Source organism: Lacipirellulaceae bacterium, from assembly GCA_040218535.1.
Lineage (GTDB): Bacteria > Planctomycetota > Planctomycetia > Pirellulales > Lacipirellulaceae > Adhaeretor.
In genome coordinates this window covers 231,219-244,621 of record JAVJRG010000008.1, presented here as the reverse complement: position 1 = coordinate 244,621, position 13,403 = coordinate 231,219, and the positions used below count along the sequence as shown (strand labels likewise).

Here is a 13,403-nt window from a genome sequence, read left to right as displayed (position 1 = left end):
CTTTCGAACGACCATCTCGCCTCAAGAGCAAGCACATGAATACGCTTTTCGATCGGCATACGCTTTCTTCGCGCAGGCCAACCAAACTTTTCCGCCGGCGGCTCTTCGAGGCAATGGGCAATGCCAAGTACTCGCGGCCTTCCTTGAATAACCTGGATGATAAGCTGGCCAAGTATCTCGATTTTAAGGACGGATTCTTTATTGAAGCGGGCGGGAATGATGGCTACACGCAGAGCAACACGTACTACCTAGAAAAAATGCTGGGATGGCGAGGCTTGCTAATAGAAGCCGTACCAGAACTTTATGAAGCATGCTTGAAAGAGCGAAAGCGTTCGCGTGTGGAGCATTGCGGATTGGTGGCCCCAGACTTTCCTGATCCGACGATTGAGATTCACTGTGCGAATCTCATGTCTCTTGTTGAAGGCGCTCGAAAGACCCAAGATGAGCAGCAGGAGCACTTGGAGAAAGGCGTCGCCGTTCAGCAGCTTGAACAAACCAAGTCCGTGCAAGTTCCAGCGCGGACTTTGGAATCGATCCTCGACGCCATGTCCGCAGAGAGCGAGAGCCCGCTCCCTAGGATTGACTTTTTTTCCCTCGACGTCGAAGGCTACGAACTGCCTGTGCTAAAAGGCTTGAACCTGGAGCGTTATCAGCCCAAGTACATTCTTGTCGAGGCAACCTACTTTGATGAGGTCAACGACTTCCTCTCCGACCGTTACGAAATCGTCGAACAAATGTCGCACCATGATTATCTCTACAGCGTTCGGTAGATATTGAAGATCGGCTACCAGATGCCTTCTTCGCCCATGAGACCGTTGAGCATCAAGAATAGCCCACCGATTGCCAATCCGGCGGAACCCCTTGAGATACGACCTCTGGCGGTCCAACTGAAGTAGGTCAGCCCGCCGCCGACGATCAGCGTCCCAGCGCCTAACGCCGCTTTGCCCCAGTCGAATCCCCAGACGACTTTTTTCTTTTTCTTCTTTTTCTTTTTGTCGGGCTTGGCTTTGCTCGGCGGAAGCGCAGCGGTGCTCCGCGTTGAGAATCCTCCCGATGCCGCTGGAACCGCAGGTGCAACAGCGGAAGTTGCGGCAAGTGAGCTGGCCTCGCTAGTTAACGTATCGTCCCAGAATGAATCACTCGCGTCCGCTGCTACGGGTGCTGGGGATTTCGCGACCGGTTTGGCTTCCGGTTTCGCAGGTGACTTCGCTTTGGCGGCGACTGCCTGCTGAGACGCGAGAACGGGTTGCTTTGGCTTCGGTTTGCCGATGCGGAACTTCTTGCCGCACTTCTTACAGGTAGCCGTCTTCCCCACGGCAGTGTCGGGTAATTGGTACTGCTTCTTACAGCCAGGACAAGCAATCTTGGGCACGGGTGCAACCTCCCACGTTTGTGCTCCGAATGAGTCGGAGTTTCACAAGTTCGTTTTGATGAGTATTCCGCGGAAAGAACTGAAGAGCCACGGGTTTGGGTTAGGATAGCAGTCTGGCAACAGAAACGCAAAGAATCCCCGCGATTTCAACGCTGGGAAGGAGTCGAGGCTCAGACAATCTTTCCCAGGAAGTAACGACTACCTCTGCCTCCGCAGGTAGATGGGCAAAAGCCCTAGGAAGAGAAAGACTGCCGAGGGCTCGGGGACCGCAACATTAGCGATACGACTCGACAAGTCACCTGTGTGGAACCGCTGCCATAACATGAAATCAGTCCCATCAACGTCGCCATCTTTGTCGGCATCGCCGTCCTCGAATGACGCGCCGGTGAGTGTGCCATAGTTGGCTTGCCAGATGGCTAGGTCGTCGGCGTCGACATCGGCATCAAGATCGAAATCCGCCGGGAAGGTATTGGCAATTGAGCCGCCGCTGAAGGCGACCGTGTTGCTGCCTGAGGGAATCAACGCATTCAGGTGGGTCATCACTCCACCTACCAAGGCATACGCATTGATGTCGCCGAGGATAAGCATGGAGCCATCAATCAGTTCCAGGCCATCGGGGCCGCCGAAGCCTGGCAAGTAGAGTGCCTCTTTTCCCGAGGTGCGATTGCCGTTGTCGATCAAATCGGTGAGGAAAGTCATGGTCGGCGCGCCTGTTTCTCCAATCACGAGACGGCCAATGCCGAAGTTGTCAGTTGCGGTTCCGCCAACCCCCAGATCGTCACCACCTACTTCCAGGAAAGTGGCCTGTGCGCTGACGACTTCCACGATGCCTGCGTCGAGGTCGACTTGTGACTCGTTGGTCGCGGCAAACAGCAAGTCCTTGCCGACTTCAAGAGTCGCTCCATCGGTTAATGTGAGCGAACTCTGCAGCGAAAGATTGATTGTTCCTGAAACGGCGATGCTCGACTGAGGACCATCGGCAGCGTAGGTGACATTGCCGGTGGTGTTGAGCGCGCCAAAATCAATACGGCCACCCGATTCCACTTGAAAGCGGACTGCACCGCCAAATTCTTTGGTAACGGTCCCCACATTCGAGAAATCAATCACCCCGTTGTTGGTAGCCATGACCATGCGTGTGCCGCCCGAGTTGACGTTTTCGGTGTAGCTTTGCAAGGACGAGAGATCGAGCCGTGAACCCGCCCCGTCAGCGGCGAACTGAGTACTATTTCCGCCCTGCCCCGAGTTGGTAAACGTTGTCGCGGTGACCTCTGTCGCGCCGAACTGCTTTCCGCCACGAACTGATAGGCTTGCACTATCGATGTTGGAGAGACCGGCAGCGTTAACGTTCAAGTTTTGCCCAGGCGCAAGCGAAACTGAACTACCACTGAAGTTCGTGAGTGCGGCCGCTTGAAAGGTTCCCGGATTATCTCCCTCGAAAGTGACGGACCCATTGGTAAAGTCAGTCATGGCGTTGGCAGTGAACATACTTCCATTGGCCAAGTCAACCGTGGTCCGATTCACGGTCATTAGGTTGGCGAGTGCATAAGAAGCGTTATCAATGTCAAAGCGTACGCTGCCGAACGTTCCACCGGTAATGTCCGTCAGAGAACTGAGATCGATGTTCCCTCCACTGGCGACTTGGAAGCCTATCGTCCCTCCCGCGTTCTTAGTGATCGTCCCGACGTTGGAGAGGTCGATTACGCCGTTGTTCGTGGCCGCGACGGTCCGCGTGCCTCCCGAGTTGATACTCTCTGTGTAGCTCAACAGGGAGGAGAGGTCCAATAATGTCCCGGCGCCATCGGCAGACAACTGTACGTTGTTACCACCCAAGGTGGTGTTATTGAAGGTCGTAGCGGTGACTTCCGTGGCACCGAACTGTTTTCCGCCCCGTAGCATGAAGCGGGAACCATCGATTGTGGTCAGTCCCCCTGGGGCGACGCTCAGGTTTTGTCCGACCGTCAGACTCGCCGTGCTGCCATTAAAGTTTGTTAGGGACATAGCTGTGAAGGTACCTGCCGCATCACCATCGAAGACGACCGCTCCGCCAGTAAAGTCCACCAGCGTGTTGGCCGTAAAGGTACTTCCGTTAGCCAGATCAATCGTTGTTTGACTCGCTGCCGTGAGATTGGGCAGTGCATAGACAGGGTTATCGACGTCGAAGCGGACGGCTCCGAAGGAACTGGAGGTAATGGTAGTGAGAGCATTAAGATCGATGTCCCCACCACTGGCTACTTGAAAGGCAACCGTTCCACCCGCATTCTTTGTAATTGTTCCCACATTCGAGAGATCGATTACCGCATTGTTGGTCGCGGTCGTGGTACGCGTCCCACCCGAGTTGGTGTTTTCTGTGTAACTCAACAGGGAGGAGAGGTCCAATAGCGTTCCCGCTCCGTCGGCGGAGAACTGTACGCTGTTGCCACCCAAGGTATCGTTCGAGAAGCTTGTGGCGGCAACTTCGTTGGTTCCGAACAGCTTGCCGCCACGCACCATCAAGCGGGAACTATCGATGCTGGTCAGACCGCTAGGAGCAACGTTCAAATTCTGCCCGACTGTCAGGCTCGCCAGACTGCTGCTGAAATTAGTCAGGGATGTGGCCGTGAACGAGCCCGCATTGTCGCCATCGAAGGTGACCGCGCCGCTCGTATAGTCGACCGCGTTGTTGGCCGTGAAGGTGCTCCCATTGGAAAGGTCAACGGTTAGGCCGCTGGCAGTAGTGAGACTGGGTAGTGAGTAGTTCGGGTTGTCGACATCCAGACGGACATTTCCCGTTAACGTGGAGAGTGCCGATAGATTGATATTGCCGCCGCTAGCTACACGCAAGCCGACCGTGCCGCCGAAGTTCTTAGTGAAGGTCCCAACGTTGGAGAGGTCGATCAATCCGTTATTGGTGGCTGAGATCGTACGGGTTCCACCTGAGTTGGTACTCTCGGTGTAGGTCTGCAGTGAGGACAAATCCAAAAGTGTTCCCGCACCATCCGCAGAGAACTGCGTCGCGTTGCCGCCCAGTGTCGTGTTGAGAAAACTCGTGGCGGCAATTTCAATTGTCCCCCCACCGCTGGTGAACAACTGCGCACCGCCGGGAGCGAAAGCGGCCCCAGCTCCTGTTGCAGCAAAGACTGCGGCCGTTGAATCAGCGGAAAGGGTACCGCCGATTTCGGCATCATCGAGCACCGTCAGACTATGACCACCGGGAACCGTCAACGAAGCGCCCGCGGCGAGCGTTAGATCGTTGACCTCTGAAGCGGGATCAACATCGAAGTCGACATCGAAGCCGGTTGGAATGATCACGTTAAACTGGTCAGTCACGTCGTTAACTGGCACCTGGTTGATGTCCCAGTTCCCGGCGTTGTCGTAGCTGGAGGGGTCCGCGACAACGGCACCGTTAAAAGTAGCATCGAGTTCCGCTGCGACTGCGGCGTTGCCGAGAGATAGGGCTAGTAGAAAAGTCCCGACGCCCCAGTACCGTGCAAAGATATTCATCAGTAGATCCTCCCCGTTGGATCATGAATATGAAATAGATGAGGCCGAAGTCGACCAACCCCAGCATTCGCGGCCGCAAGCCGCAAGCGGAGTATAGCGGCGATTCGTCGGCTGGAGAAGAATTCCCACGGAAATCGGTCGTTTCTCACACTCTCAATCGCGTAGGAAGTGATTCGCTGAAGCCCTAACTCTGGGGATTCGCCAATGTTAGAATCGCTAGCATCATGGCTAAAAAGTCGGCGAATAATTGCTCTGCCCTCGAACTGCTGATTCATCCCTCAGCAAGTAGTTTCACGCCGGTTTGCGTGCTGGCCGGTGATGATGGGTTCCTGCAGCATGAAGCGCGACTCGCTCTCATCGAAGCGCTCGACGCTCAAGATTCCGTCGAAACTTTCGAAGGCCGTTACTGTGAACTGCGTGATGTGTTGGATGCGTTGCGAGAACTCTCGTTGTTTGGAGCTGACCAAAGAGTCGTGGTGGTCGAAGACGCGGACCCGTTTGTAAAACGGTACCGTGGTGAGTTGGAAGACTATGTTGCCAAGCCAGCCGACTCAGCCGTGCTGATCTTGGAGTGCGCATCTTGGCCTGGAAATACTCGGCTGGCGAAAGCCGTGGCGGAGGCGGGCCTGACGGTACGCTGCCAGACACCCGATAAGGGGCGCGAGCTGACAGAGTTTATTGGGCAACTTAAGAAGTGGCTTGAACACTCCGCGAAGCATCAGTTTGATTGCACGCTTGATCGTAGCGGCGCGGATGCTCTCTTGGAACAACTTGAGCCTGTCGCGGGAATTGTTTTCCAAGAAGTCGCCAGGCTTTCGTTGCTTGCGGGCGACGCTTCTGGGAATGGGGGTGGAACTATTGACGGCAAGCTCGTGCGTGAACACGTGGGCGGCTGGCGGACACGTAAAACCTGGGACATGATCGATGCAGCTGCCGACGGCAACGCGGTAAGTGCTTTGGAGCAGCTCGACCGGCTGCTTTCAGCGGGAGAGGAACCCCATGCCCTGTTGCCGCAAATGGCTTCAACTTTACGGCGTTTCGCGATGGCGGTGCGAGTCTTCGAGCAAGACGAGCAGCGTGGGCGGAAGGGCTCGCTCCGACAGTCGCTCGAGCGAGCCGGAGCGCCCAAGTTTAAGCTGGGCGACATGGAACGCCAGATGCGTCAAATTGGGCGTGATCGGGCCCGGCAACTTTACGATTGGCTACTAGAGGCCGATTTAGGTCTCAAAGGTTACAACTCGACGAAAGACCGCGCACGCCGAGTTCTAGAAACGCTGATTGTGCGTCTGGCTCAGCAGTCTCGCTAGCTTGCTTTCCGTGGCGAGCGCCGAGCAAGCTCGCCGGCTCAATATTTGCTAGCACTTCCGTCTAGCACTCCTCCATCGAACTTGTTGCTTGCCGTGGGATTCGGTACTTTCCTTCCGATTTACCGTTCGATTCTCGCCCGGCTATGCGGCTTATGTTTCGCCTCTCGCTACCTTTCTGCCTAATGCTTCTTGCCACGGTCGGGGGCTGCGCGATGCCCTGGTCAGCCGTGGATGAGATCGACGACCTCAATTACACCCATGTGGGCGACGCCACCGATGCGAAACCGCAAACGTTCGTGGAGCCTGCTTTTTCGGAAGACCGTCCCCTAGACGAAAAAGCAGCGCTTTCCGGGGTGTTGGACGAGTTGCAAGAGATAGGAGCCATCGATCCATCCGCCCAACAGCAACTGATGGCTGACCTCAAGGAGACCAAGCCAGAGCATTACGCTCTGGTTGTTGATCAGTTCCGAACCGCTCTTGCCTATCGGCAACAATTGGCTGAGCGGGAAATGAAGAAGGCTCAACACAGCTCGCCAGAAGAAATGATTGCCCACGGGTCGCGAAGCCGACAAGCGTCGCGGCGTAGAAGTGACGAGGCGACGGCTCCGAACGGCGTGCCTGCGATGCAGATCGCCAGCAGTGCAGCACGCGAGAACTTTGAATCACGTGCTGCCAGTCGTACAACAAAGAGTCTGCACCTTCCCCCGCCACCTTCTTCGGTCGCGTCTGCAATCGATAATCAGGTTCAAGTTGTGACGCATGTCGAAGCGGGGCTCCCTACAGCAAACAGTAATGCAAGTTGGGAGGAGCAACTTAAGAGTTCGATCGCGAAGCTCGAAGCTTCAGTCGCTCCCTCGCCACGCACCGTCGACGAAGTCCACGAGCACTTGCGTCTCCGCACGCTTCAACTCTTGGCCGGTAATCAGGAGGCTGCGCTACAGCCAATCCCAGGCGCTTCACCCGCCCAGCAGGACTACTGGGCGAAGCAGCTTTATGCGATTTCTACTTTTCTAGATCAGAAATCGCACAAGGATAGCAAATCGCGGGCGGCTGCTGCCTTAGTTCACCTCGATGCAGCGCGTGGTCAATTGGCGGAACTGGCTACGCTACAAGTTCGCAACATGACTTTTGCGAGTCGGGTCGATGGCTTTGGCGAATATAAGACCGTGGAAAAGGCCCGCTTTAAGCCGGGCGGACAGGTTACGCTTTATGCAGAAGTTGCCAACTATCGTAGCGACTCGACCGAAGAAGGATATCGCACGCTCCTGACAACGAGTTACCAGATCGTCGATAAGGCGGGGCAACGCGTCGACGGTGGGCAGTTCCCTGACATCGAAGATCTCTGCCAGAACCGCCGTCGTGACTTCCACATGCAGTATACGATCCCGCTGCCGATGCGCATCTATGCGGGGACTTATGAGATGCAGCTCATCATTACTGATGGGCTCAGCAATAAGATTGGTCAGGCGAGCGTGCCGTTTGAGATCGAGTAGGGAGCTGTCAGCTTTCGGCTGTCAGCTTGTTGAAACGAGTTCGAACTCGGTCAACGATCAGACTTTTTTTCTTCCGCTGTTACGTCACGAATCCACTCGACGTGTTCAAACAGGCAAGTGAGTGTGGCTTGGTCGCCGTAGTTGGGCGCGCCGGCTCCTGTTGCTCTGATGATAATGCCCGCCAAGTGTGGCTTCCCTTCGACTTCGCAGAATACGGGGCTTCCGCTATCGAAAAATGCCACGGTTGCCTCATTCGGTAAGCCGGCAGGAGGTTTGCTGAGCGAGAAGCGGGCGATCTTACCGTTCGCAGAATCGATTTCGTTCTCGCCCCAGTGAAATCGATTGAGTCCCTGCTTCGTACCTGCAGGTCCAAAGAGACCATAGCCGCCAAACTTGATCTGTTGATCTTTGGTCAGTTTCTCCTTGAGCAACGGCAGCGGTTTATCCAACTCGGGTACGTCGGAAAGCTCGATGATCGCAAGATCCACTTGCTTGTCGAGCGGCAAGTAGATCGACTTCACGTCGTAACGTTGCTTGCCCGAGCCGGGGAAATCGACCGTCAGTGCCGCGGGCTTCCAAGCTGCCACGGCATGGCGGGCGGTCAAAACCCAACGTTCCTTAATCCAGACGCAACTGCCGCCAAACACTTGCAGCGGTGTGTAGCTCAGTCGACCAGCAGACCTGAAGTGGCCGGTTTGTTCCGCAGGTGGATCGTTCAAGTCAGCGCGCCAAACGACAGCCCATGCCTGCGGGCTCACCAGCACCCCGAAGAGCAGGAGGAGAGTCGTTCGCACCGATGCTACCCAAGGACTAGGAACTAGCGTCTGCGGCGAACAGCCGTGACGCTCAAGCCGGCAAGAGTAAATATCGCTAGGCTGGAAGGTTCGGGGATTGCCAGAATGTTATCGACACCCAGGGTTGCGTTGATGGGAGCACCAAGCCACGAAGCGGATGGATTGTGGAGCACCCGAATCTCAAACACACTGCTGAGCGTGTCAGCAATGTTGCCTCCGCCTGCGGATTGAAAGTTTGAGGGATCGAAAGAGAAGGAGAGCGACTGCCACTCGCTACTAGAAGGGACCGAAATGCTGTTCGTCGCAAAGCGGCCACCGCCGCCATCGACAGAGAAGCGGACATCGAGTGCCTGACCATTTTCATTGAGAACATCGACGTTCACCGTTGAGATACCCGCAGCTGTAAAATCGCCAGTCCACTCAGGGCTGGTGTTTAACGCGATCATCCGGCTTAAAGCACCGCCCCCGCCTTGAGATTGGATCGAGAGAAAATCATCGGTTGGTCCGTCCTGACCACCTGAGAGGAGCGGCCAGCTACCCTGACCGTGCCGCCAACCGTTGTTGCCACCTGTGAAGTCAGCCAGTTCGCCTTTGACGATGGCTTGAGCTTGCGGAGCGTAAGAAAAAACAAATGCGGAGAGAGTTACTAAAGTCAGTAACGTGCTGCAAACGCGGTTCATCGATAATACTCCTCTGAACAAGTAATATTGTCTATCTATTCTAGTGTCTTGGGCGTCGATATGCGAAACATGCAACCGGAACGGCTAAAACCAGTGCCAGGCTCGCAGGTTCGGGAACGGCTTGTAGCATGGGTGGCTCGGGGGCGAAGTTCTGCTGCCAGATGATGAAGTCGTCACCGTCGGTGAGGCCATCGCCATTGGCGTCGGCACCTGGATCGCTACCGTAAGCAGTTTGCCAGTCAGCCAAGTCATCTCCATCGACGAAACCGTTCTGATCGAAATCCGCCGGGTCGAAAGCGGCACCGAGGGCTTCGATGTTATCGAAACCGGCCGTTAGTTGCGCTGCCTGGCCAGTCCAAGACGGGTTTGCGTTGTGGAGGATTCGAAGTTCCGAGACATTGCCCAAAGTCGCCTCGATATTGGTTCCCGAGGGTCCGGACCTTCCCGAGACAGGCGAAAAGTTATTCGGGTCGAAAGAGACGCTGGCGTTCTGCCATCGACTGCTGGAAGGAATCGAAGCACTGGTGGTGGTTGAGAATAACCCGCCTGGGCCGTTCACTGAGAAACGAATCTCGAGGGTCGTGCCCGATTCGTTGAGGATGTCGAACTGCAAGTCGGTGACACCAGCTGCCGTGTAGTCTCCGGTCCACTCGCTTGTGCGATTCAGCGAGATGAAACGGATCGGGTTAAGCCCCGAACTGGCCTGAATCGAAAGAAAGTTATCCGAAGCACCCAGTTGGCCACCTGACAGAATCGGCCACGCGCCTTGACCGTGCTCCCAGCCGTCAGTGCCGCTGTTGAAATCCGCGAGTTCTCCAACAGTGATCGCGTAAACCTGCTGGCTACTCGTTGCGAAGTCGCAAGCGAGTAGAAGCATTACCAACATAGGAAAGCTGCGCAGACTCATAGGGCCTCTCAAAACTCTGTTCCTGGACTCAACCCAATAAGCTTCGCTTATTCCGCCACTGGCCTCAGTACGAATCGATACACGTAGCGATTTTCGTTGAGCTGGTATTCCTTCATTGGGTTGGCCCGCGGCGACCAGCTATCGTCCCCGCCGACGCCTCGCTGGCGGTAGTCAATGTTCAGCGTAGTATAACCAGCCGGCGTGAGGTCTGTCGTGTGTTTGGCCTGGTTGAGGGTTTTCTGTGTATAGGGCCAAGCACTGAAATCAAAGGTGGGGTCCCCTTCCACCAAGAGCGTCGGCACACCTTCGCCGGTGAGTCGTAACCAACGACAATCACTGCGGTTACCGTTTTCTTGGGGGCGGACATATTGATGCTGGAGCTTATCGAGCGGTGACTCGTAGCGACCGAGGGCAGCGCCCGTTTTGCGGTCCCAGTAGTTCGGGTGCGGGCCGCGACCGTAGTATTCCGCCGCATCGTATTTCGAATGGAGCCCCAGTTGCATCCCAATCCGTGGCAGAGGTGGAGCCCCTTGTTGCTGCCGGAATTCGACCGTGATAACCATCTCGCCACTGGCGACCGCCGCGTAATCCACAACTACCTTGGCCGGTACGCCGTGCAGGTCAAACTCTGTGGTGACTCCGACGGATTTGTTGCCCGGATTCTCTCTGAAAGAAAAGTTCGTGAGGCGGCCTTTCTCGAAAGCCGTCTTCCAAGCCTTTCGCGAAGGACGCGACGAACGATCTCCGCCAACGTCATTGTCGGTCATCGAACGCCAGAAGTTTGGGGACATGGGTGCAGCAAGCAGAGACTGGCCCTTGATCGTGTAGGTCTCGAGCAAGCCTGTTGATTTGTTGAATACCAGCTTGGCTGATTTGCTGCTAAGCGTAAGTGTGCTCTTCGCATCCTCGATGGCAAGTTGCTCGTCCTTACCTACCGCTTCGGGAATCTCCAAGTTCGGCTCTGCGAGAATGAATTGATCCCAGGCAACTTCAAAGCCGGGATCGGCCCAAGACTCATTGTCGGCGAGATCGAACCGAATGAAGAGCGTTCGTTCAATGCCTTCTTTGCGATCAGGTCTGGGCAAAGCGATCTTCAGCGTGCCCGACTCGCCTGGACCGATCTGTGGGGTCGGGACCTTACCCTGCTCAATTACTTTTCCGTCATCCATGAGTCTCCAGCTCACCACCAAATCGTCGAGGTTTGTAAAGTGCCTCCGATTGGTGACCTTGAATACACCCTGTTCCAAATTCTGTGCCTCGACGGCCACCGGTTGGAAAACTTTCTTACATTCCCAAGTGTGCGGCTTCGCGGTACGGTCGGAGGCGATGACGCCGTTGATGCAGAAGTTGCCATCGTGATCCTTCTCACCATAGTCGCCGCCGTAGGCGAGGAACGTGCGTCCATCTTCGGTTTTCTTTTCGATGCCTTGGTCGATCCAGTCCCAGATGAAGCCACCGATGAGACGCCTCTCGCTACGGATGAGGTCCCAGTACTCCTTTAAGTTCCCAATCGAATTGCCCATCGCGTGTGAGTACTCGCACATGACGATCGGGCGGTCGCTGGTATCAGTGTCGGCGAGGTTCTTAAGCTCAGCGACGCTGGGGTACATGCGGCTGACCATGTCGACATACCAGCGGTCCGTGGGGTTTCCCCAATTGCCTAGGCCCTTGCGCCCCCGACTGCCACCTGGGCGGTAATCGGGAGATTCCGGGTCGCCCTGAGCACCTTCGTAATGAATAGGTCGAGTGGGATCGCGATCGCGAATCCAACCGTACATGGCCGCATGGTTGGGGCCGGTACCCGTTTCGTTGCCAAGTGACCAACTAATGATCGACGGATGGTTGCGATCCCGCTGGATCATCCGCAGGCCGCGTTCCAAGAAGCTGTTTGCCCAGAGGGGATTGTTCGCGAGTTGCCCCGGCAAACCGTGTGATTCGATGTTCGCCTCGTCCATCACGTACAAGCCGTACTCATCGCATAGGTCGAGGAAGTGGGGGTCGTTCGGATAGTGCGAAGTCCGTACGGCGTTGAAATTGAACTGCTTCATTAGCAGCACGTCCTTGAGCATCTCTTCGCGAGTCACGGTCTTGCCGCCGGTGTGACTATGGTCGTGACGGTTGACGCCGATGAGCTTGATCGAGCGACCATTTACGAAAAGCTGACCGTCGGCGATCTTCACTTCTCGAAAACCAACGCGGGTACTCGTCGCGTCGAGCGTCGTGCCGTCTTTGTCTTTAAGCGTGGCGACCAGCGTGTAGAGATTCGGAGTCTCCGCGTTCCAAAGCTTCGGCTGCTTGACGACCACGTTGATGAGGCCGAACGCTGGGGTATCACGCTGGGGATACCATTCGCGGACCACTTTTTCTGCTGGGATCGTCGGTGCTTTCTCTAGGACGGAGTTTCCCGCAGCATCAAACAGTTGCACTTGGAACTTTGTCGCTTTCAGATCCGCTCCTTCAGCTAATTCCAGCACTGGCCTCACCTGCAACTGCCAGTCAGCGGCGAGCGGGTCGCCCAGGGCCTTCGTGCGGACAGCGACGTCAGCGATATGTGAATTGGGACGTGCGAGCAACAGCACTTCGCGATGGATGCCGCTCAGCCGCCAGTGATCCTGGTCTTCGAGATAGCTGCCGTCACTCCAACGGTGAACCTTTACGGCAAGCGTGTTTTCACCTTCTTTCACGGCGTCGGTGATGTCGAATTCTGCAGGGAGGCGAGCATCCTCGCTGTAGCCAACCTCTTTGCCGTTGACGTAAACGTAGTACGCACTCGTGACTCCGCCAAAGTGGACGATGACTCGCTGGTCTTTCCAACCTGCTGGCAACTCAAAAGTACGACGGTAATGACCGACGGGATTGTCAGCGTCGTCAATCGTTGGAGGAGTGACCGGGAAAGGGTAACGCGAATTTAGATAGATTGCTTGCCCATGACCATGGAGTTCCCAGTTAGCAGGGACGGGAATCGAGCCCCAATCGCTTGCATCGAAGCTTGGCTGCTCGAAACCATCGATGGCCTCGGCCGGCTTGGGGACATACTTGAACTGCCAGTTGCCGTTCAGCGCAACAAATCGACCCGAATCTTCTCGCGACTTCGTGCGAGCACTTTCGACATCGGCGTAGGAGTAAAGCGTCGCCCTGGCTGGTAAACGATTGATGCCGTTGACCAGTGGGTTCTGCCAGGGGCGAGAGTCCTCAGCGATTGCGATGAAGGACCCTAGAGAGAAGAGTGCAAGCAAAAAGGAGGAAAAGCGTTTCATACTTTGACTATCCAGAAAGGTATGGTGAGTTTAGTTTTGGCCACTGATTTCACGAATGACACGGATTAAATTCGGATTGATGCTTAGGGCATGCCCAGGAACGAGGCGTAGCC

General features: G+C 55.8%; 9 protein-coding genes. 3 read left to right on the top strand and 6 right to left on the bottom strand.

What is annotated here, in order from left to right; genetic code table 11:
* Positions 1-35: 35 nt before the first annotated feature.
* On the top strand, positions 36-770 hold the full coding sequence (locus tag RIB44_10420; protein MEQ8616996.1) for an FkbM family methyltransferase: 735 nt from the start codon (positions 36-38) through the stop codon (positions 768-770).
* Positions 771-784: 14 nt separating this feature from the next.
* On the opposite strand, the gene RIB44_10415 is transcribed toward RIB44_10420, so the two are convergent.
* Entirely contained in the window at positions 785-1,372 is a 588-nt protein-coding gene (locus RIB44_10415) for a hypothetical protein (protein ID MEQ8616995.1), read from the bottom strand.
* A gap of 198 nt (positions 1,373-1,570) precedes the next feature.
* Positions 1,571-4,852 (bottom strand): hypothetical protein, encoded by a 3,282-nt coding sequence (locus RIB44_10410; GenBank protein MEQ8616994.1) that lies wholly within the window; start codon positions 4,850-4,852, stop codon positions 1,571-1,573.
* A gap of 224 nt (positions 4,853-5,076) precedes the next feature.
* On the opposite strand from RIB44_10410, the gene holA reads away from it, so the two are divergent.
* Entirely contained in the window at positions 5,077-6,159 is a 1,083-nt protein-coding gene (gene holA / locus RIB44_10405; protein ID MEQ8616993.1) for a DNA polymerase III subunit delta, read from the top strand.
* Between the two features lie 212 nt (positions 6,160-6,371).
* On the top strand, positions 6,372-7,652 hold the full coding sequence (locus RIB44_10400; protein ID MEQ8616992.1) for a hypothetical protein: 1,281 nt from the start codon (positions 6,372-6,374) through the stop codon (positions 7,650-7,652).
* A 50-nt stretch (positions 7,653-7,702) separates the two neighbouring features.
* Here RIB44_10400 and RIB44_10395 read toward each other — a convergent pair whose 3' ends face one another.
* From RIB44_10395 to RIB44_10380, 4 genes are all read right to left on the bottom strand, one after another.
* Positions 7,703-8,446: a trypsin-like peptidase domain-containing protein gene (locus RIB44_10395; protein ID MEQ8616991.1), complete on the bottom strand. Its 744-nt coding sequence runs from the start codon at positions 8,444-8,446 to the stop codon at positions 7,703-7,705.
* A gap of 23 nt (positions 8,447-8,469) precedes the next feature.
* A complete protein-coding gene (locus RIB44_10390) occupies positions 8,470-9,126 on the bottom strand; it encodes a PEP-CTERM sorting domain-containing protein (protein MEQ8616990.1) in 657 nt (218 codons plus the stop codon).
* A gap of 40 nt (positions 9,127-9,166) precedes the next feature.
* Entirely contained in the window at positions 9,167-10,012 is an 846-nt protein-coding gene (locus RIB44_10385) for a hypothetical protein (protein MEQ8616989.1), read from the bottom strand.
* A gap of 68 nt (positions 10,013-10,080) precedes the next feature.
* Positions 10,081-13,290, bottom strand: a complete 3,210-nt coding sequence (locus RIB44_10380; protein MEQ8616988.1) for a glycoside hydrolase family 2 TIM barrel-domain containing protein — start codon at positions 13,288-13,290, stop codon at positions 10,081-10,083.
* Positions 13,291-13,403: the final 113 nt, after the last annotated feature.